The sequence below is a fragment of the Sphingobium lignivorans genome (assembly GCF_014203955.1).
Classification (GTDB): Bacteria; Pseudomonadota; Alphaproteobacteria; order Sphingomonadales; family Sphingomonadaceae; genus Sphingobium; species Sphingobium lignivorans.
On the sequence record NZ_JACHKA010000001.1, the window covers coordinates 4,186,862 to 4,207,152 of the forward strand.

The following is a 20,291-nucleotide window of genomic DNA, read 5'->3' on the forward strand; positions in this document are numbered from 1 at the left end:
GGTCCGCCATGACGCGATCCGGGAGAGTCCGGGCCCGATCAGTCAGGTCCGGCGCCGAAGGAGCAACCGGTCCCGGAAACTCTCAGGCACCAGGGACCGGATCGCCAGGACAGTCTGGAGAGAGGCGTCCGGCCAGGCGCCCACCGAAGGGGAACGGTCCGCGCCGCGGATCGACGCTCTCAGGTAACCGAACAGACGGGACTACGCCTTCTGTGGAGAGGGTGATGAGTCACGGCCTGCCCGGGAGTGTCCAGCCATGGCGAGAATCGCCGTCGTCGGTAGTGGAATAACAGGAATCACGTCGGCTTATGCGCTGGTCCGCGCGGGCCATGAGGTGACGGTCATCGACCGGCATCGTTATCCCGCGATGGAGACATCCTTCGCCAATGGCGGCCAGCTCTCCGCCAGCAATGCGGAAGTGTGGAACAGCTGGGGCACGATCCTCAAGGGCTTGCGCTGGATGACGCAGCCGTCCGCACCGCTGCTCCTCAATCCCCGCCCGAGCTGGCACAAGCTGAGCTGGCTTGCCGAATTCTGCGGGCAGATCGGCAATTATCGCGCGCACAGCATCCAGACGGCGCGCCTCGCCATCGCCGCGCGGGAGCATCTCTTCCGGGTGGCGGAGGAGGAGGACATCGCGTTCGATCTCGAGCGACGCGGCATCCTGCATGTCTATCATGATGCGGACGGCTTTCGTCAGGCCGATCGCGCCAATGCGCTGCTGCGCGAGGCGGGCCTGGATCGCTATCCGGTCACCCCGGCCGAGATCGCGCAGATCGAGCCGGCCCTGAACGGCACCTTCCATGGCGGCTTCTTCACCCCGTCGGACAGCACCGGCGACATCCACAAGTTCACGCGCGGGCTTGCTGCGGCTTGCGAACGTCGCGGCGCCATACTCAGGCTCGGGGCGGGCGTGGAGCGGATCGTCGCGAGCGAGCGGGACGTGCGGCTGGAGCTGGCGGCGCCCGATGGCGGTACGCTCATCTGCGACCGGCTTGTCGTCTGCGCGGGCGTGGAAAGCCGACGGCTGGCCGCGCGCCTGGGGGATCGGGTCAACATCTATCCGGTCAAGGGCTATTCCATCACTGTCGCGCTCAATGACGAGGCGAGCCGCGCCGCCGCGCCCTGGGTCAGCCTGCTGGACGAAAGCGCCAAGATCGTGACCAGCCGGCTGGGTGCCGATCGCTTTCGGGTCGCTGGCACGGCGGAATTCAACGGCTACAACAGGGATATCCGGGACGATCGCATCCGTCCTTTGATTGCCTGGACGCAGCGGCTGTTCCCGGGCGTGGAGACCGATGCGGTCGTCCCATGGGCGGGGTTGCGGCCGATGACGCCGTCCATGATGCCGGTGGTCCGCGCCGGGCGGAACCCGCGGGTGCTCTACAATACCGGGCACGGCCATCTCGGCTGGACGCTCTCGGCCGCGACGGCGGAAATGCTGAGAGGGCTGCTCGACGGGGAATGAGCCCGTCCGGGCGGAAGATGCCCGGCGCTCGTCCCGCCAAAGGTTGAACAGGCACGCGCAGATGTGACATGCTGGGGAGCCGATCCACCTCAGCCCAGGAACGATCTTGCTGTTTTTGTCCCGCTTTCTCCTCGCCCTGGTGGCCTTTCTCCTCCTGCCTCTCTCCGCTCTCCAGGCCCAGCCGGCTTCCGCCAGCCGGCCGACGCCGGGCTATGTGCGCGTCCGGCTGGAGACGAGCATGGGCAATATCGTGCTGGCGCTGGATGCGAAGCGGGCGCCGCTCACCACGAAGAACTTCCTCGTTTATGTGGATGACGGGCGGCTGGACGACACGACTTTCTATCGCGCCACGCGCCACAAGGGCGATCCGAAGACCGGCTTCGTCCAGGGCGGCATCGATACGGATGCGCGGCGCATCTATTTCCCGACCGTGCCGCTGGAGCCCACGGACAAGACGGGCATTCGCCATCTCGACGGCGTGATTTCCATGGCGCGGCACAAGGACCCGGATTCGGGCACCGGCAATTTCTCGATCCAGGTCGGCCCCAATCCCACGCTGGACGCCCGGCCCGGCTATCCCGGCTATGCCGCGTTCGGCCATGTCGTGGCGGGCATGGACGTGGTCAAGCGCATTCTCGCGCTGGATACATGCTGCGGGCGCGGCGTCATGTTCGGCCAGATGATCAAGAACCGGGTGACGATCGTCCGCGCGGTGCGGCTGGACGGCAAGCCCGCGCCGACCGGCGCGGTGAAGCCCTGGCTGATGCGCCGGAAATAGCGCAGCGGGAGGCACCGGCGCCGAACCCCGCCGGGGCCGGTGCCTCCCGATGTATCGCCGCTTACCGGGCCAGCAGTGCCCGGGCCTGTCCGGTCAGTTCCGCCACCATCGCCGCGCTTGGGCCGGCGGCCGCCTGCGCGCGCGTGATGAGCTGGCGGAACTTGGCTACTGCGCCTTCGTTGCGCTCCAGCCATTCCGCCACATAGGGGCCGGTTTCCTTGTAGCGCGCGCCGGCGAGGAAGGCGAGGCGCATCTGCTGGAGGTCGCGGGCGCTGCCGGCGACCAGCAGGCGTTCCCACGGGTCGGTCGGGCTCATCCGCGCCGCCAGTCCCTGCAGCCAGTCGATGCCGAGCGCTTCGCCCAGATGGGTGAAGGCGCCGGCCACCGCGACTTCGCCCTGGGCGAGGTCCTTGGCGAGCAGCGAGAGGCCGATCGCGCCGTCCATCTTCACCAGCAACACAGTCCGCGCCGCCAGGGCCTTGCTCACGCCCAGTTCGCTCAGCTCGGTCATCTGCGCGGTGGTCCGGCGCGCGGGCTCCGGCTGCAGCAGGCTGTCGACTTCCTTCACGAGCGTCGCCATTGGCGGGGTCAGCGCGGCGATCGCGTCGCTTGGCCGCATCGCGGCGGGCAGCGAGCGGTGAGCATCGCCGATATGCGCTGCCATCGCATTGGCGACCTGGCGATAGAGCGCGAGCCGTGCCTGCTCGCTCAGCTTCGCGGCGTCGATGTCGTCCCACAGGGCGCGCACGTCGAACAATTGCTCGGCAATGACGAAGGCCCGCGCGATCTCGTCGAGCGTGCAGCTTGCTTCCTCCGCCAGCGTGAAGGGCAGGATCACCCCCAGCCGGTTGACGATGCGGTTGGCGAGCTTGGTAGCGATGATCTCGCAGCGCAGCTGGTGCGCCTCGATCGCGTCGGCCTCCTCCTCCCGCATCCGGGGCGGGAAGGCACGGATGAGATCGCTGGTGAGCACCGGGTCGGAAGCAAGGTTGCTTTTCTCGATGGCGTCCTGAAGCGCCAGCTTCGCGGTGGAGAACAGCACGGCCAGTTCCGGCCGGGTGAGGCCGATGCCCTCGCCCGCGCGGCGCAGCAGTTCCTGGTCGCTGGCAAGGCCCTCCACCTTCCGGTCGAGATGGCCGCCATTTTCCAGTGTCGCGATCAGGCGCACATAGGATGCCAGATCGTCGGTGCCGCCCGCCTGCGCGATGGAGAGGCCGAGCGCTTGCAGGCGATTGTCCTCCAGCACGATCTCGGCGACGTCGTCGGTCATGTCGGCCAGCAGGGCATTGCGGGCCTCCTCGCTCAGGCGGCCCTCGGCCATTTCCTTGTTGAGCGCGATCTTGATGTTCACTTCATTGTCCGAGCAGTCGACGCCGGCCGAATTGTCGATGAAGTCGGTGTTGATCCGCCCGCCCCGCAGGGCGAAGGCGATGCGTCCGGCCTGGGTCACGCCCAGATTGGCGCCCTCGCCGATCACTTTGGTCCGCACGTCCTCGGCGTCGACACGCAGCCGGTCGTTGGCGCCGTCGCCCACGTCCGCGTTGTTCTGCCCGGCCGCCTTGATGTAGGTGCCGATGCCGCCGAACCAGATGAGGTCGCTTTCCGCGCGCAGCAGGGCGGAGATCAGCGCAGTCGGCTCCATCGATGTTTCGCTGGTTCCGACGATGGCCTGCATTTCCCGGCTGAGCGGGATGCTCTTGAGCGAGCGCGGGAAGACGCCGCCGCCCTTCGAGATGAGCTTGCGGTCATAATCGTCCCAGCTTGAGCGGGGCAGCTTGAACAGCCGCGCCCGTTCCTTCCAGCTCGCCGCCGGATCGGGATCGGGATCGATGAAGATGTGGCGGTGGTCGAAGGTGGCGACCAGCTTGATCGCCTTGCTGAGCAGCATGCCGTTGCCGAACACGTCGCCGGACATGTCGCCCACGCCGATGACGCGCACGCTTTCCTTCTGCACGTCGATGCCCATTTCCGCGAAGTGGCGCTGCACGCTGATCCAGGCGCCGCGCGCCGTGATGCCCATCGCCTTGTGGTCATAGCCGTTCGAGCCGCCGCTGGCGAAAGCATCGCCCAACCAGAAATCGCGCTCGATGGCGATGGCGTTGGCGACGTCGGAGAAGGTCGCGGTGCCCTTGTCCGCCGCAACGACGAAATAGGGGTCCTCGCCGTCATGAATGACGACATTCTCGGGATGGACCACCTCGCCCTTCACCAGATTGTCGGTGACGGAGAGCAGCGAGCGGATGAAGATCCGGTAGCTCTCCGTGCCTTCGGCCAGCCAGGCGTCGCGGTCCGCGGCGGGGTTGGGCAGCATCTTGGGATAGAAGCCGCCTTTGGCGCCGGTCGGCACGATGACGGCGTTCTTCACGCGCTGGGCCTTCATCAGTCCGAGGATCTCGGTGCGGAAGTCGTCGCGCCGATCGGACCAGCGCAGGCCGCCGCGTGCGACGCGCCCGGCGCGCAGGTGGATGCCTTCCACGCGCGGCGAATAGACCCAGATCTCGCGCCAGGGGAGCGGCCGGGGCAGGCCCGGCACTTGCGCGCTGTCGATCTTGAAGGCCAGCGCTTCCTGCGCGGCGGGCGAGAAGGCATTGGTGCGCAGCGTCGCGCAGATGACGGCGCGATAGAGGCGCAAGATGCGGTCGTCGTCCAGCCCGTTCACGCCCTCGAGCGCCGCGTCGATATCGGCATTCAGCGCGGCCGCCACGTCCTTGTTCCCGCCGCGCACCGGATTGTGCATGGCATGGAAGAGGTCGACCAGCATCCGCGCGATGCGCGCTTCCCGCCCGAGCGAATCGACCACGGTGGACAGGCCGTAGGAGATGCCGGTCTGGCGCAGATAGCGGAAGATCGCGCGCAGGATGATGATGTCGCGCGGGCCGATGTCCGCCGTCACGATGAGCTCGGCGAAACTGTCATTCTCGGCCCGTCCTTCCAGCACCGCGTCGAGCGCTTCGCCGACGATCTCGGCGCGGTCCAGCACGGGCGCGGCCGGGCCGCCGTCCTGCCGTTCGAGCGCGAACCGCTGGATGTGCCCGAGCGCGCTGTCGGCGCCGACGCCGGTGCTTCGCTCGTCCAGCGCCCGGAAGCCGAAATTCTCCAGCGCCGGCACGGCTTCGGAAAGCACCAGCGGCTCGAGGCTGTAGATCTTCACGCGCAGCCGGCTCTCGCCGTCCGAAGCGATGCGATAGAAGCGCACGGAGCGGGTGCCCGGCCCCGGCAGCCGGTGCAGGGCGAGGATGTCCCGCGCCGCTTCCTCGGCCCCGGCGCTTTCACGATAGGAGAGCGGCAGGCCCGGTGCGTAGCGCTGGGCGAGGATCGCCGCGCGCGTGGTTTCGCCCAGGTCGAGCAGCCCCTGCTCGACGGCGGGCACCCAGCCGCGCAGCATCCGCTCGAGCTGGTGGTCGAGCGCTTCGGCATCCGGCATGTGGCCGCCGTCGCGCACGTCGAACGTGAAGCGCACCAGCGCAAGGCCGCTGTCCTCCAGCGCGATGGACCAGCCGAGCAGCGTCGCATTGGCCGCGCTGGCGAGCATCCCGCCAATCGCTTCGCGGCGCGTGGTCGAGAGGTCGTCGCGCAGCATCCAGACGAAGGCGAAGAGATGCCGGTCCAGCGCGTCGCTCACCAGCTCCAGCTTGGGCCGGGGCCGGTCCGCCAGGGACATCGCGGTCAGCGTCACGCGCTCGCGGTCCTCCGGCTGGAAGGCCATCATGATGTCGTGCGGCAGGGTGGTGAGCGCATGCACCATCGTCTTGGCCGCATGGCCGGTCGGATCGTAGCCGAAGCGGGCCATGAGGCCGAACAGCGTGTCGCGCAGGCCCGGGATTTCCTCGGGCCGGGCGGCGAGCGCGGCGCTTGTCCACAGGCCGGCATGGATGGAAAGCGCGGTGATCTCCTCGCCCTCGCGCACCGGCACGATGAACAGGTCGATGAGCACATGGCGATGCACGCGCGACATGCGGTTGGATTTAAGGATCAGCGGCCCGGCATGGCCGGCCTCGAACCAAGCGAAGGCATCGGCGATGCGGCTGCGGGCGATCAGCGGCTCGTCGGCGAAGGTGCTGATGCCCTTGGCGCGGCTGACATTGCCTTCCCGGTCGCGCTGTTCGTGGCCGAGCTGGGTGAGGTTGCCCTTCTGCAGCCAGCGCAGCAGGTCGCCGCCTTCGCCCGCGCCCAGCCGGTTGGCATCCGCGTTCATCGCGTCGACCATGCTGCGCCAGGCGCCCACGGCTGCCCGCACATGCGCGAGCGTGAGTTCGAGCGCGCGCGCCAGGGCCTGCCGGCCCCGCGCATCGATCCGGTCTGTCTCGATGTAGATGAAGGATTCGCGCGTCGCGCCGTCATCGTCGCCGATGGCGGTGAGGCGGCCTTCCGCGTCGCGCCGGACGGGGAGGATCGGGTGCGCGAGCAGGTGAATCACCAGCCCCGCGTCGCTCAGGCAATTGCCGATGCTGTCGACGAGGAAGGGCTTGTCGGCATTGATGATCACCAGCCGCTGGCGCCGGGTCACGGCGTCGCCCCGCAGCTCGTCGCTGCTGCTGTCGATCAGGATGACGGATTCGCCGTCCTTGCGGACTGCCGCCGCTTCGCTGACGAATTGCGCGGCGGCGTCCAGCGCGCTGCCGCTCAGCGCGTCCCGTTCGCTGCCGTGCAGCCCATCCGCGAGGGCCTTGGCGATGTGGAAAGTCGTCGATGCTTCGGAAGTGAGTGTTGCGCTCATGCCATCCTCTCTCGATGGTCGCGTCGAAGGGGTCGCGGCGCGCGACTGGCGCCGGTGTTATTTTCTTGCGTTAGACCTCTGACGATAAAACCGCAACTCGGCCGCTGCCCTTCGCGACAGGGCGAGGGGGAATTTCAGACCTTTCGAGCCGCGGCGGCATAGACCCGGCCGGTCAGCCGGTCTTCCTGGTCGAGCGCGGCCACCATGGCGAGCTGCCCGTCCGCGTCCCGCCGCAGGATGACGACCGCGAGGCCCGTCTCGTCGAAGGGCAGTGTTTCGGGGGTGATCGTGCCGGCCCCGCGCAGCTTGCGCCGGGCGCGGCTGCCGGCCGCCGGGCGCGTCGACACGCTGGCGCCGCGACGGCGCGCGCGCACGCTGGCCACCAGCCCCTTGAGCCCTCCGGGGATGCTGTGGAGATACTGGGTCAGCGCGCCGGGCTCCATGCCCTCGGCCAGCGCATGGTCGATCGCGCAGACGAACTCGGCGAGGCGGGTCTTGTCATAGTCCGCGCCGAAGACGAGCTTGGCGAGCGCGGTCAGCGGGCTGCGCGGCTGCACCTCGATGCCGGAATCGGCCAGCAGCTCGGCATAGTCGTCCGGCCGTGCGGCTGCCACGGCCGCGAAGGCGTGGGCCAGGCCGATGGCGCGATAGAGGGCATGGCGCGTGCGGCCCTCGCTGGCGTTGGCGGCTGCCGCGGCCTCGCGTGCCTGCGCCAGCGAATCGCCCAGCGCCGTCTCGCTGTCGGAATGGTCTATGAGGTCAGGCGTGAGGTCGAGCGCGGCATTGTCCCACATCCCGTCCTCGGCCATCGGCGTCTCATCGAGGTCGTCGAAGCCATCGTCGGGGCCGAGGTCGAAGCTGGTGGGGCCGTCGGACCAGATCGGCACGCCGGTCGGCATGGCCAGCGCGCCCGGACCGGCCGCGGCGACTTCCGCGGCGATGCTGTCGGCCAGGTCCTCGGTGACCACTTCCTTCCAGTTGATGACGCCATAGACGAAGTCGATGGTGTCGTCGTCGGTGGAGAAGGGCATCATGATGCCGCGATAGAGGATCTCGGCGCCGCGCTGGTTGGTGAATTCCGCCTCGAAGCCGATCGGCGCGGCATTGGCGATGATCTGGAGATAATGGTCGGTGATGCGCGAGAGCAGCGTGCGCGCCGGGATCTGGCTGACGCGGCTGACCGGGCTCGTCAGGTCGCACTGTGCGGCCAGCGCGCTGCCGAGGAAAGCGATCGTCGGGTCGTCGATGCCGCTGGTGAAGTCCAGCAGCACGCTGTGCGAGCCGAAATCGTGGATTTCGGCGGGATTGAGGTCCTCGATATTGGGGAGCGAGCGGTCGCCCAGCAGCGATGCCCAGTAATTATAGGCGCGGATGTGCATCCGGCGCTCGTCGAAGCGGACGATAGGCGGCGCATCCATCGCGTCGTCCAGCATTATGGCCTCCTCGGCCGCGCTGTGCCCCTGTGCATCCATGGTCTGACTCGTCGATCCGCCGTTGCGATTGGCCGGACACTTGCGCACGGAAGGGTAAATTCGGGGTAAAGGCGGGGCCGGATCGTAACCGCTCATTAGGACTGTTGTCCCGCGCCGGGCCACGCGATCGTCCCGATCCGGCCGGATCGGGCGCCATGCCGGAGGATCGCACGCGCCGGCCCGCCCCCGCTCGTCCGCCCGCACCGATGCCCCGGAACGCACTCTAATGGCTTGCCACGCGCCACCACTGCTGTTAAGCGCCGCCGCTGCGCGGGAAAGCCCTTCACCAAAGGCCCTCGCGCAGAAGGACCGCAGGCCGGTCCACCGGAGCCGCTTTAGCTCAGCCGGTAGAGCATCGCATTCGTAATGCGAGGGTCAGGTGTTCGAGTCACCTAAGCGGCACCATCTCTTCGAAACCGGCGGGAAAGCCGGATTCCGACAGGCCAATAGGTAACTATCTAAGAGCTCTTCTCTGTGGCTTGACCGCTGGGAGCCGCCGCAGATTGGCTGGGTTAAGGAAAACCTCGGCCGCGAAACGCCGGCGAAGCGATATAATGATGCCGCGACGGGCGCTCGGCCCGGTCAGGCGCCCACGTTGATGCGGACGATGCCGGATGGCTCGCAACGGCCGGTCAAGTTTGATGGCGTGCAGGGCGAATATGTGATTGACCGAAAGTTCAGGGTCGTGAACCGTCCCAGGGCGCGTGCCCAGTTATTGCGGCAGTCGGAAGCACTGGCGCATAATCGGGCCATTGGAACTTGGGAAGTGCCCAATGAAGCCGAGCGAATCGCTGCGCTCAAGTTGTTTAAAGAGATGAAGATCACAAACATCAAGGTGAGGGTGGTGAAGCCATGAGTGCAATAGGGGTGGCGCGGATTATCGCTGATTTCATATTGTTTCTTGACCTCACCGATGATGATGTTCTTGATCCTGATGCAGCTGTCCTCATGATGGAGGATATGGCAGCAAGGATTCAGGATTTGGACAAAGATTTTCTTCGGCAGTTGGTCGATGCTTTTCCTGTGATCGCCTCAGAATATAGCGGCGAGGCCCACAAACTGGTGCTCGACATACCCTATAGCTTCTATCTTGAGGAAACACTTGCTGCCGGCGACCCGGTGAGGCTAGCCGAACTGGAAGCGATCCGCGACGCGAGGGATTGAACGTCCGGATGTAGAGCCGGGTCGCCTCACGGACCTTTCGACGCCGCCCTGTTACGCGCGATCAATAGAAATTTCCCAGTGATTTGAGTTCCCATCCTTGTCGTCTGTGGGGCACCATTTTCCTCAAGGATCGGAATTCCCCCGTCGGGAATGTCGCGCTGGCAGCTGCGTCCGGCGTAACGCCTGTGCGAGGTGCGCCGCCTTCCCGAGGCCGCACCTCGCACAGGCCATGATCCACCGCATATTGGCTGGTGAAGGAGAATCCTGGTCCCGAAAGGCCGTGGCCCGCGCCCACGTCCCACCGCGCCGGCGCCCGCTGGCGATGTCCGCCCCCTTCCCCGTCCGCCTCACATCCCGCGCGCGCGTTTCAGGGCGCGTTCGATGTCGCGGAAGCTGTAGGGTTTCGCGACGGTGGGCACTTGCGCATGGGCATCCTCGTGCATGGCGTCGCCATAGCCGGTCGCGAAGATGAAGGGGATGCGCCGCTCGGCCAGTGCCGCCGCGACCGGATAGCTCTGCTCGCCGTGCACGTTCACGTCCAGGATCGCCGCGTCGGGGGGCTGGCGCGCGATCATCTCCGCCGCTTCTGCGAGCGTGTCGGCGAGGATCGGGCTGGCCCCCGCCTTTTCCAGCATGTCCTCCAGGGCCAGGGCGAGGATGGGCTCGTCCTCGATGATGAGGATGGCGAGGCCGCGCATCGTCATGCCGGGCTCTTCGGGATGCGGGCGTCGATCGTGCAGCGCAGGCCCTCTGGCTCGAAGTGCAGGGCCACGGCCCCGCCCAGCCCGGGCGCTATGCCGCGCTGGATGAGCCGCGTGCCGAAGCCGCGCCGCGTGGGCGGCTCCACCGGAGGGCCGCCCCGCTCCCGCCACTCGATCGCCAGCCGGCAGTGATGCTCTTCCTCCTCCACGCTCCAGGCGAGGTCCACCCGACCCTCACCGGCCGAGAGCGCGCCATATTTGATGGCGTTGGTGCTCAGCTCATGCACCACCATCGCCATAGCCATCGCGGCTTGCGGCGGCAGCCGGATGTCCGGCCCGGCGAGGTGGAAGCGCGCGCTGTCCGATCCGGCCGTCGCCTCGATCGCGCTGCGGACGGTGTCGATCAGGCGCGCGGCCTGCCAGCTCTGCGCGGTGAGCAGGCTGTGCGCCGCCGCCAGCGCGGTGAGCCGGGCATCGAAGGTCGTGCGGGCCTGCTCCGAGCCGGGAATGCCCCGGAAGGACTGGGTCGCAAGCCCCTGCACCACCGCGAGCGTGTTCTTCACCCGGTGGTTCAGCTCGTGGATCAGCAATTCCTGCTGCTCCTGCGCCTGCACCTGCTCCGTCACGTCATTGCCCTGGACGAAGATGCCCGTCACCGCGCCGGCGCCATCGAAGATCGGCTGATAGATGAAGTCGAGGAAGCGTTCCTCGTCTCCTCCGGCCCCCTCATTGGCAAGCAGGATCCGCTGGTTGCGGCCGACATAGGGCCGCCCGCTCTCGCGCACCGTATCGAGCAGCGCGATGAAGCCCTGCGCGACGATTTCCGGCAGCGCCTCGGCGACCGGCCGGCCGATCAGGTTGCGCTGCCCCACCAGGCGGAGATAGGCGCGGTTGGCGAGGCGGACTTCGTGGCGCGGCCCGCTCAGCACCGCCATGAAGCCGGGCGCCTGGTCGAACAGGGCCTTGAGCTGCTCGCTTTCCTGGCTGAGGTCCAGATTGCGCGCCTGCACGGCATTGGCGCGCTGGACGACGCCCATCTCGTCGCGCATCGCGCGCAGGCTCTCGAGCTCGGTCACGTCGACGGTGTGCTGGAGGATGTGGCGCACCTCGCCATCCGCATCATGCAGCGGGGTGTGCGTCGCGCTCCAGTAGCGCTGGTCCATGCCGCCGTCCGGCCGACTGATGTCGTAGCGGATGAGCGCCAGCTCGTCCGTCTGCCCGGTGTCGAGCACGCGCCGGAGCGAGCCTTCCAGTAGCTTGTAGCTTTCCGAGTCCGGGTCGCTGGGAAAGGCCTCGAACATCGTGCGGCCGACCAGCTCCTCGCGCGTCCGCATGGTGGCCTTGAGATAGGCATCGTTCATCCACACGAGCCGCAATTCGCGATCGAGCACGACATAGGCATTGGGGGATCGGGCAACCAGCATCCTGAAGTCGATCGTTGCCGGCATGCGCACCCATCTCCCGCTGATACTGCTTCTGCCGGCCAGGTCCCGCAGCGGCGACTCCCACGTCAGCCGGCACATATCAGTGCTGGCGCGACCTTAGCGCGCCGCGGGCGGCGCGCAAGAACCCAGCGCCGGGCCGTTTGGGGAAAGAATGGCGGGCGTGTGGCCCCTGCCTCTTGCCCGCCGATCCGGCTTGCCAATCCGCCGCGTGGCTGGCACCTCCCGGCGGTCGGCGGCAGCGGCCGTGGCATATGGGAGAGTTCGGCCATGCATGTTTCCATGTCCCCCGCTCGCTATGCGCGTGCCGCCATCGCGCTGCACTGGCTGCTGGCCGCGCTGCTGCTGTTCCAGCTCTCGCTCGGCTGGCGGCTGGAGGATCTGGCGGGGCTGCCGCAGTTCGCCGCCTATCAGCTTCACAAGAGCGTCGGCTTGGCCATCTTGCTGCTGACGCTGGTCCGCCTCGGCATCCGGCTGGCGGTGCGGCGTCCGGCGCCGGTTCCGGCGAGCCCGGCTGTCGCCTTCCTTGCCCATGCCGTCCATATGCTCTTGTATGGGGTGATGATCGCCGGACCGATCACGGGCTGGATCATCGTCTCGACGGCGTCGGTCAAGGTGCCGACATTGTTCCTCGGCATCCTCCCCTGGCCGCACCTGCCGCTCGGCAGCGGCTGGAACGAGCCGGCCGAGACAGCGCACGGGCTGATCGCCTGGCTGTTCGTCGGGCTGTTCCTGCTCCATGTCGCCGGGGCACTGCGCCACCATTTCATGGGGGATGACCTGATTGCGCGGATGATGCCGCGCGCGCTTTCCGCTCGTCCGGCGCTCAGCGTGGCGACGCTCGCCGTGCTGATCGGGGCGGGGCTGGCCTTCGTCGCGGCGCAGCGCCTCTCCTTCGCGCCTGCGTCAGGCCAGGGCGCTGCGGCCGGGGCGCCTTCCGCGCAGGCAAACGGGGCGGAGGCAGCCGGCCAGCCGGGCCAGGCACCGGCGGCGCTCGCCAACGCCGCGCAGGCCATGGAGAGCGGATCGAATGCGGCGCTTGCGCAGGAGGCGCCGGCGGCCGCCGAGCCGGTCCCCGAGGCCACCCCCGCGGCGGAGCAGGCGCGTCCCGCGGTGCCCTGGCAGGTCCAGCCGGGCGGCCGTCTCGGCTTCCGGGCGGATTATGCAGGTTCGGCTGTCGACGGCAGCTTCTCGCGCTGGGATGCCGATATCATCTTCTCGCCCGATGATCTTCCCGGGTCGCGCATCCGCGTGACGATCGATCTGGCCTCGGTGGATACGGCGGATGCCCAGCGGGACGATACGCTCCGCAGCGACGGGTTTTTCGACGTTGCCGCGCATCCGCGCGCGACGTTCCGCTCGACCGGCATCAGCTCGCGCGGGGGCAAGGCCTATCGCGCGGCGGGCGTGCTGTCGCTGCATGGGCGGGAGCGGCCGGTCAATCTGGACTTCACGCTGGACATCGATGGCAAGGATGCCACCGCCGCCGGCACCGCCAGTCTCAGCCGCACCGCCTTTGGCGTGGGCTCCGGCCAGTGGGCGGATACCGGCGAGATCAAGGACGGCGTGAGCGTGAATTTCCGTTTCAAGGCGAAACGGAAATAACGGCCCTGGGGACCTTTTCGCAAGGCCCGTTTTATATGTCCTGATGTGTCCGGAAACGCACCAGCCTGCCCGTCCCCGAACGGCGGAAAATCGCGGATCGGGCGTGACATTGACGTGCGGCTATACCGTCCGCTCAGAGCAGGCCGGGCAGCGCGTCCTGGCCGCCTTCCGGCGGCGTCAGTCCAAGATGTTTCCAGCCGGGCGCATTGAGGATGCGGCCGCGCGCGGTGCGGGCGATGAAGCCGAGCTGGAGCAGATAGGGCTCGATCACGTCCTCGATCGTGTCGCGCGGTTCGGACAGGCCCGCCGCGAGCGTTTCCACCCCCACCGGGCCGCCTTTGTAGATGTCCGCGATCATGTGCAGATAGCGCCGGTCCATGAGATCGAGGCCGAGCCGGTCCACGTCGAGCCGGGAAAGCGCATGGTCCGCCGCACGGGCGTCCACCGTCTCGTGGCCGGCGTCATGCGCGAAGTCCCGCACGCGCCGCAGCAGCCGACCGGCGATGCGCGGCGTGCCCCGCGAGCGGCGGGCGATCTCGGTGGCGCCGTCCGGCGCGATGGGCAGGGCCAGCAGCCGCGCCGCCCGGCTGATGACCAGCTCCAGCTCCTCGACCGTATAGAAGTTCAGTCGCACCGGAATGCCGAAGCGATCGCGCAGCGGCGTGGTGAGCAGCCCTTGCCGCGTCGTCGCGCCGACCAGCGTGAAGCGGGGCAGGTCGATCCGCACCGAGCGCGCGGAGGGCCCTTCGCCGATCATGATGTCCAGCGCGCGGTCTTCCATCGCCGGATAGAGGATTTCCTCCACGGCCGGACTGAGCCGGTGGATCTCGTCGACAAAGAGGACGTCGCCCTCGTCCAGATTGGTGAGCAGCGCGGCGAGATCGCCGGCCTTGGCGATGACCGGCCCGGATGTGGCGCGAAAGCCCACCCCCAGTTCGCGCGCGACGATCTGCGCGAGCGTGGTCTTGCCCAGGCCCGGGGGGCCGAAGAACAGCACATGGTCCAGCGCTTCGCCCCGCGCCTTCGCGGCGGCAATGAACACGCGCAGATTCTCGCGGGCGCCCTTCTGGCCGACGAACTCGTCGAGCGTCTTGGGGCGCAGCGCGGCATCGGCATCCTCGGCGATGCGCGTGCCCGTCGTGAGGCGATCGGATGCAGTCATGCTTTGCCCTTGCGCTCCGCTCCGCTGCCTGTCGAGCCCCGCATTTCCATCATGGCCGTTCAGAACGGGTTGATCGCATAGCCCTGCTGCTGGAGCAGGACATGCGCGGACATGGCGGAAAGCGCGAGCCTCACGCCCGGCAGCAGGTCGTCCTTGGCGATGCCGAGGCTCGCGGCGCTCTGGCCGCAGAGATAGATGTCGACGCCCTTCTCCAGAAGTTGCGCCACCGCGCTTGCCGATCCATTGGAGCGCCCCTCCTTGTGCGCGCGATAGGCCTCGTCCCGCACCACGTCCCAGCTCGCCGGTCCGTGGACGACTACGGTGACTTTGATGCGGTCAGGCGCCACGCCGGCCGCGACATGCATGTTGATGAAGCGCGCGGCACTGTTGATCGTCTTGTTCACTTCCCCCGCGGGCGCAGCGTCCTTCGCATCGAAGGCGACCTTGAGCTGCGCATCCGGCGGGATCACGAGGTCGCTGTCCACCGGCGCGGTCTGGCCGAAGTCGGTGAAGACCGGCCCGGGCCGGAAGGCGGGGCTCTGAGCGGCGGCAGGCACGGCGGCGGGCAGCAGCGCCATACCGGCGAAAAGAAGAACCGGTAACCGCATGACAGATCGTCTCCCTCGATATGGAATGGCGAGCGCGCGGAAACGGCGCCTCGCCCTCATTTCGCCGCCTTGCGCAGTGCGAGTCGCACCAGCCTGTCGAGGCTGATGTCATCCCCCAGCTCCGCCAGTGCCGCATTCACCGCGAGGCTTGCCTCGCCCGGCCGGAAACCGAGGGAAGCGAGCGCGGCCATGGCGTCCGCCTCCACGCCGCTCCCGGCCGCCGGCGCGATCCCGCCCTGCCCGCCGCCGATGGGCAGCGGCCCGCTCGCGATCGTGCCCGTCCGGTCCTTGAGCTCGCGCACGATGCGCTCGGCGAGCTTGGGGCCCACGCCATTGGCGCGCGCCACCATCGCCTTGTCCTGCGCGGCGACGGCGCGATGCAGCTCATTGGGGTCGAGCACCGAGAGGATGGCAAGCGCGACTCGCGCGCCGACACCCTGCACGCTGGTGAGCAGCCGGAACCAGTCCCGCTCCGCTTCGCTGGCAAAGCCCACCAGCCGGATGAACTCCTCGCCGACCAGCATCTCGGTATGGATCATGACATGCTCGCCCGGCCGGCCGAGAGCGGCGAGGCTGCGCGTGGACATGCCGACCAGATAGCCCACGCCGCCCACGTCGACGACGGCATTATCCGCCCCGGTGGAGACGAGCAGGCCCTTGAGATGCGCGATCATGGCGCGGGTCTAGCGATGTTCCCGCTTCGTTTCCACCCATTCCGTGCATGGCCCGGCAGAGCCTCTCCGCTTTCCCGCGCCCGGCAAATGACATAGAATGAGGCCATGAGAGGGATGCTTCACGCACTGCTTGTGTGCGGCCTCCTCGCGACCGTCGGATCGGCGACGTTGGAGCCCGCCTGTGCACAGGAAAGATGCTGCAAGATCTGCCGCGCCGGCAAGGCGTGCGGCGACAGCTGCATCGCGAAGGACAGGGTCTGCAAGAAGGTCGGGGGCTGCGCATGCGACGGCTGATGCGGCGGGGACGTCGGCGGCCGATCTCGTCGCCGGGGCCTCATGATCTCCGCGCCACAAGATTGACAAATCCGCCCGCTTTGCCTATCGGCGCGCCTTCGGACAGGCGGCCGCTCATCCCTAACCGGAGCGAGGCGGCCATTTTTGTCGATTCTGCAGAACCGATTCGATGTTGAGGAATGAACGATGAAGCGCACCTTTCAGCCGAGCAATCTGGTTCGGAAGCGCCGCCACGGCTTCCGTCTCCGCATGGCGACGGCGGCGGGCCGCAAACTGCTGAACGCGCGCCGCGCCCGCGGCCGCAAGAAGCTGACCGCCTGATTTCTTCGCGCGGCGGGGACGCGCCTCGGCGCGTCCTTGGGCGCATGACCCGCCGCGCTGATTTTCTGGCTGCCAATCGCGGCCTGCGCGCGCCCATGCCCGGCTTCGTCCTGCTGGTCCGTGATCGCCATGACGGCGATTCGATGCCGCGTCTCGGCATCACCGTGACCAAGAAGATCGGCGGCGCCGTCGTGCGCAATCGCATGAAGCGGCGATTCCGGATGCTGGCGGCCGAGCTGCTGCCGACCGAGGGATTCGAAGGGGCCGATCATGTGCTGATTGGCCGTGAGGGTGGCATCGAGCGGGATTATCAGGCCCTGCGCGGCGAGCTTTCGCGCGCCTTGCGCAAGATCGGCGGCCGGCGTGGCAAGCCCTCGCCCGAGGGCGCTCAGCCCGACCCGCAGCGATGATCGCCCGGGCGTTCATTCTTGTGGCGCGGGCCTGGCAGATCGGGCCCAGCCGCCTGATGCCGCCCACCTGCCGCTATTCGCCCAGCTGCTCGCAATATGCCATCGAGGCCCTCACGAAACATGGCGCGATAAGGGGTGGCTGGCTGGCGGCGAAGCGGCTATTGCGCTGCCACCCATGGGGCGGATGCGGCCATGATCCAGTGCCTTAGCTGCTCATGACTGGCCGGAACGAACAGGACGCAAGAGAGACTCGTGAACGATAAGCGCAACATCATCCTCGCCGTGGTGCTGACGATCGCCATCCTGTTCGGCTGGCCCGTGATTTCCGGCTATTTCTTCCCCCAGCTCAATCAGCCCGCGCCGCGCCCGGCGGCAAGCGCGCCGGCCGATCCCGCCTCGGGCGCCGCTCCGGTTCCGGGTGCGCCTGGCGCGCCGGGTGCCGCGCAGGCCATGCGCTCGCTGCCGCAGGCGCTGCGTGACGCGCCGCGCGTCGCGATCGAGACGCCCAAGCTGCGCGGTTCCATCAATCTGCGTGGAGCGCGCATCGACGATATCGTCCTGCCCACGCACAAGCAGACCATCGAGAAGGATTCGCCGCCGGTCCGCCTGTTCAGCCCCAGCGGCACGAAGGATGCCTATTTCGCGACCTTCAGCTGGAGCGGCGAGGGCATGAAGCTGCCCGGCGCGGAAACCGTCTGGACCCCGGATCGGCAGACGCTGACGCCGCAGTCCCCGGTCACGCTGCACTGGGACAATGGCAGCGGCCAGCGCTTCCTCATCCGTCTCTCGGTTGACAATGACTATATGATCACCGCTGCCCAGACGGTCGAGAATGCCGGCACCGGCGCGGTCGTGGCGCGGCCTTATGGCCTGCTCTCGCGCCTTGGCCCCTCGCGCGATCCCTCGACCTGGACGATCCACACCGGCCCGGTCGGCGTGTTCAACGGGTCCGCCAATTACGATGTCGACTTCGCGACCCTCGACAAGGAAGGCGACCAGCGCTTCGCCACGCGTGGCGGCTGGCTGGGCTTCACGGATCTCTACTGGCATGCCGCGCTCATTCCGGCGCAGACTCTCCCGGTCGAGGCGCAGTTCCGCTCGGGCGCGGACCAGCGCTATCAGGCCGACATGACCTATGGCCCCGTCGCGCTGGCGCCCGGCAAGTCCGTCACCACCACCAGCCGGCTCTTCGTGGGCGCCAAGGAAACCCCGGTCCTCGAACGTTATGCCGATCAGGAAGGTGTGCAGCTTTTCGACCGCGCGATCGACTGGGGCTGGTTCCGCTGGTTCGAGAAGCCGATCTTCTACCTGCTGGACTGGCTGTTCCGGATGATCGGCAATTTCGGCGTGGCGATTATCTGCCTCACCTTCATCGTGCGCGGCCTCATGTTCCCCATCGCACAGCGCCAGTTCGCCTCCATGGCGGCCATGCGCGCGATCCAGCCCAAGATGAAGGCGATCCAGGAGCGCTACAAGGACGACAAGGTCAAGCAGCAGCAGGAGATCATGGAGCTGTATCGCTCCGAGAAGGTCAATCCGCTTGCCGGCTGCCTGCCCATCTTCCTGCAGATCCCGATCTTCTTCGCGCTCTACAAGGTGCTGATGCTGGCGGTGGAGATGCGCCACCAGCCCTTCTATCTGTGGATCAAGGATCTTTCCGCGCCCGATCCGCTTCACATCCTCAACCTGTTCGGCCTGCTTCCCTTCACGCCGCCCAGCTTCCTCGGCATCGGCCTGCTCGCGGTCATCCTGGGCATCACCATGTGGCTGCAGTTCAAGCTCAATCCGGCACCGATGGACGAGATGCAGAAGCAGATCTTCTCGATCATGCCCTGGGTGATGATGTTCATCATGGCGCCTTTCGCCGCGGGCCTGCTCATCTACTGGTGCACGTCCAACATCCTCACCATTGCACAGCAATGGTGGCTGTATCGCCAGCATCCGGTGCTCGGCCAGCCGGCGGCGGAAGCGAAGTAGCGCGGCGGCCGGCGCCAGCGCCGGGCGCGCTGGCGATCCTGAATGAACGGAGACTTGGTGATGGACGAGGCCGACCAGACAGATCGCATCGAGGAGGCCCGGCGCATCTTCGCGGGGCCGATCGCGTTCCTCAAGTCGGCTCCCAGCCTCAAGTTCCTGCCGGATGCCGACGTGCCGGAAGTGGCCTTCGCCGGGCGGTCCAATGTCGGCAAGTCCTCGCTCATCAATGCGCTGACCGGCCGCAATGCGCTGGCCCGCACATCCAATACGCCCGGCCGCACGCAGGAGCTGAACTTCTTCGATGTCGGCAGCCCGCTGCGCTTCCGGCTCGTGGACATGCCGGGCTATGGCTATGCGAAGGCGCCCAAGGATGTCGTCAAGCAATGGCGCTTCCTGGTGAATGATTATCTGCGCGGCCGCCCGGTCCTCAAGCGCACGCATGTGCTCATCGACAGCCGCCATGGCCTCAAGGAGGTGGACGGGACGCTGCTCGACATGCTGGACGAGGCGGCGGTGAGCTATCGCGTCGTGCTGACGAAGGCCGACAAGGTGAAGGCGAGCGATCTTGCCGCCGTGATCGAGCGCACCGCCGCGGCCATGCGCAAGCGCCCGGCCGCACATCCGCAGATCATCGCCACGTCGAGCGAAAAGGGCATGGGCATGGCGGAACTGCGCGCGGCCGTGATCGGCGCGCTGGACTGAGGAGAGCGCCCGGTGCTCCGGCTCATCATCGGCAACAAGGTCTATTCAAGCTGGTCGCTGCGCGGATGGCTGGCGGCGAAACAATCCGGCCTGCCCTTCGAGGAAGTGGTCGTGCCGCTCTTCGATGCGGACTGGCCCGCCCGCAAGGCCCTGCCGGACCTCGCGCCCTCGCGCGGCAAGGTGCCGATCCTGTGGGACGGGGACAGCCCGGTCTGGGAGAGTCTCGCCATCATCGAGTATCTCGATACGCTGACCGGCGGCACGCGATTCTGGCCGGAAGAGAAGGCCGCGCGGGCCCTCGCCCGGTCCATCTCGGCGGAAATGCATGCCGGCTTCATGGCGCTGCGGCAGGCCTGCCCGATGAACCTGCGTCATGTCTTTCCCCCGCGTGAGACCAGCCCCGATGTCGCGGCCGATGTCGAGCGGATCGTCGCGCTCTGGCAGGATGCGCGCGAACGGTTCGGCGGTGGCGGCGATTTCCTGTTCGGGGCCTTCGGCGCGGCGGACATCATGTTCGCGCCGGTGGTCACGCGCTTCGTGACCTGGTCGATCCCCGTTCCCGGGCCGGCCCGCGCCTATATGGACGCCGTGCTGGACCATCCCTTCATGCGCGACTGGCGCGCCGGGGCCGATGCCGAGACATGGATCATCGCGCGGCTGGAGCCGGGCGAGGGCGATGCAGGCGCCGCTGCTCCGCAGGGCTGAGACGGCGCAGGTCCCTTCCGGTCTGCTTCAGGGCAGCGGCCGCGTCGGATAGGGCGTGCCGTCCCGGCGCTTGTAGCCATCGGCCGTGAAT

18 protein-coding genes, 1 tRNA gene and 2 riboswitches are annotated in these 20,291 nt (G+C 67.7%); of the genes, 12 read left to right on the forward strand and 7 right to left on the reverse strand.

The window, feature by feature from the left end; all coding sequences use genetic code 11:
* Positions 1-9 precede the first annotated feature (9 nt).
* Positions 10-109, forward strand: a riboswitch (glycine riboswitch).
* A 1-nt stretch (position 110) separates the two neighbouring features.
* A riboswitch (glycine riboswitch) is annotated at positions 111-199 on the forward strand.
* Between the two features lie 57 nt (positions 200-256).
* Together HNP60_RS19620 and HNP60_RS19625 are read left to right on the forward strand one after the other, a co-directional pair.
* Complete coding sequence (locus HNP60_RS19620) at positions 257-1,468, forward strand: D-amino acid dehydrogenase (protein ID WP_184156741.1); 1,212 nt, start codon at positions 257-259, stop codon at positions 1,466-1,468.
* A 106-nt stretch (positions 1,469-1,574) separates the two neighbouring features.
* Entirely contained in the window at positions 1,575-2,246 is a 672-nt protein-coding gene (locus HNP60_RS19625) for a peptidylprolyl isomerase (RefSeq protein ID WP_184156743.1), read from the forward strand.
* Between the two features lie 61 nt (positions 2,247-2,307).
* Here the strand turns inward: HNP60_RS19625 and HNP60_RS19630 are convergent, their stop codons facing one another.
* Both HNP60_RS19630 and HNP60_RS19635 read right to left on the reverse strand, forming a co-directional pair.
* A complete protein-coding gene (locus tag HNP60_RS19630) occupies positions 2,308-6,963 on the reverse strand; it encodes an NAD-glutamate dehydrogenase (RefSeq protein WP_184156745.1) in 4,656 nt (1,551 codons plus the stop codon).
* A 134-nt stretch (positions 6,964-7,097) separates the two neighbouring features.
* Complete coding sequence (locus tag HNP60_RS19635) at positions 7,098-8,396, reverse strand: PAS domain-containing protein (protein WP_420825234.1); 1,299 nt, start codon at positions 8,394-8,396, stop codon at positions 7,098-7,100.
* A 368-nt stretch (positions 8,397-8,764) separates the two neighbouring features.
* On the opposite strand from HNP60_RS19635, the gene HNP60_RS19640 reads away from it, so the two are divergent.
* From HNP60_RS19640 to HNP60_RS19650, 3 genes are all read left to right on the forward strand, one after another.
* Positions 8,765-8,840: transfer RNA gene (locus HNP60_RS19640), tRNA-Thr, on the forward strand.
* A gap of 193 nt (positions 8,841-9,033) precedes the next feature.
* On the forward strand, positions 9,034-9,291 hold the full coding sequence (locus HNP60_RS19645; RefSeq protein ID WP_184156748.1) for a hypothetical protein: 258 nt from the start codon (positions 9,034-9,036) through the stop codon (positions 9,289-9,291).
* The gene (locus HNP60_RS19650; protein ID WP_221414662.1) at positions 9,288-9,599 is read left to right on the forward strand and encodes a hypothetical protein; all 312 of its coding nucleotides are present in this window, start codon (positions 9,288-9,290) and stop codon (positions 9,597-9,599) included. Before HNP60_RS19645 ends, HNP60_RS19650 begins: the two co-directional genes overlap by 4 nt.
* 347 nt (positions 9,600-9,946) lie before the next feature.
* On the opposite strand, the gene HNP60_RS19655 is transcribed toward HNP60_RS19650, so the two are convergent.
* Together HNP60_RS19655 and HNP60_RS19660 are read right to left on the reverse strand one after the other, a co-directional pair.
* On the reverse strand, positions 9,947-10,303 hold the full coding sequence (locus HNP60_RS19655; protein ID WP_184156750.1) for a response regulator: 357 nt from the start codon (positions 10,301-10,303) through the stop codon (positions 9,947-9,949).
* Positions 10,300-11,748, reverse strand: coding sequence for a sensor histidine kinase (locus tag HNP60_RS19660; protein WP_184156752.1), 1,449 nt, complete (start codon positions 11,746-11,748; stop codon positions 10,300-10,302). The genes HNP60_RS19655 and HNP60_RS19660 overlap by 4 nt, the downstream gene beginning before the upstream one ends.
* Before the next feature lie 264 nt (positions 11,749-12,012).
* On the opposite strand from HNP60_RS19660, the gene HNP60_RS19665 reads away from it, so the two are divergent.
* A complete protein-coding gene (locus HNP60_RS19665) occupies positions 12,013-13,347 on the forward strand; it encodes a YceI family protein (RefSeq protein WP_184156754.1) in 1,335 nt (444 codons plus the stop codon).
* A 133-nt stretch (positions 13,348-13,480) separates the two neighbouring features.
* Here the strand turns inward: HNP60_RS19665 and ruvB are convergent, their stop codons facing one another.
* The 3 genes from ruvB to ruvA are packed head-to-tail and all read right to left on the reverse strand — an operon-like array spanning position 13,481 to position 15,791.
* On the reverse strand, positions 13,481-14,509 hold the full coding sequence (gene ruvB / locus HNP60_RS19670; RefSeq protein WP_184051894.1) for a Holliday junction branch migration DNA helicase RuvB: 1,029 nt from the start codon (positions 14,507-14,509) through the stop codon (positions 13,481-13,483).
* A gap of 59 nt (positions 14,510-14,568) precedes the next feature.
* Entirely contained in the window at positions 14,569-15,117 is a 549-nt protein-coding gene (locus HNP60_RS19675; protein WP_184156756.1) for a DsrE family protein, read from the reverse strand.
* A 56-nt stretch (positions 15,118-15,173) separates the two neighbouring features.
* Complete coding sequence (gene ruvA, locus HNP60_RS19680) at positions 15,174-15,791, reverse strand: Holliday junction branch migration protein RuvA (RefSeq protein ID WP_184156758.1); 618 nt, start codon at positions 15,789-15,791, stop codon at positions 15,174-15,176.
* Positions 15,792-16,271: 480 nt separating this feature from the next.
* Between ruvA and rpmH the strand changes: the two genes are divergently transcribed.
* The 6 genes from rpmH to HNP60_RS19710 are packed head-to-tail and all read left to right on the forward strand — an operon-like array spanning position 16,272 to position 20,200.
* Positions 16,272-16,406 carry a 50S ribosomal protein L34 gene (rpmH, locus tag HNP60_RS19685; protein ID WP_014074358.1) on the forward strand — a complete coding sequence of 45 codons (135 nt, stop codon included), beginning with the start codon at positions 16,272-16,274 and terminating at the stop codon, positions 16,404-16,406.
* 44 nt (positions 16,407-16,450) lie between these two features.
* Positions 16,451-16,816 carry a ribonuclease P protein component gene (gene rnpA, locus HNP60_RS19690; RefSeq protein WP_184156760.1) on the forward strand — a complete coding sequence of 122 codons (366 nt, stop codon included), beginning with the start codon at positions 16,451-16,453 and terminating at the stop codon, positions 16,814-16,816.
* Positions 16,813-17,025, forward strand: a complete 213-nt coding sequence (gene yidD / locus HNP60_RS19695; RefSeq protein ID WP_184156762.1) for a membrane protein insertion efficiency factor YidD — start codon at positions 16,813-16,815, stop codon at positions 17,023-17,025. The genes rnpA and yidD overlap by 4 nt, the downstream gene beginning before the upstream one ends.
* A 43-nt stretch (positions 17,026-17,068) precedes the next feature.
* On the forward strand, positions 17,069-18,793 hold the full coding sequence (gene yidC / locus HNP60_RS19700) for a membrane protein insertase YidC (protein WP_184156765.1): 1,725 nt from the start codon (positions 17,069-17,071) through the stop codon (positions 18,791-18,793).
* A 60-nt stretch (positions 18,794-18,853) separates the two neighbouring features.
* Complete coding sequence (gene yihA, locus HNP60_RS19705) at positions 18,854-19,495, forward strand: ribosome biogenesis GTP-binding protein YihA/YsxC (protein ID WP_184157214.1); 642 nt, start codon at positions 18,854-18,856, stop codon at positions 19,493-19,495.
* A gap of 12 nt (positions 19,496-19,507) precedes the next feature.
* Positions 19,508-20,200, forward strand: a complete 693-nt coding sequence (locus tag HNP60_RS19710) for a glutathione S-transferase N-terminal domain-containing protein (RefSeq protein ID WP_184156767.1) — start codon at positions 19,508-19,510, stop codon at positions 20,198-20,200.
* The last annotated feature ends 91 nt before the right edge of the window (positions 20,201-20,291 follow it).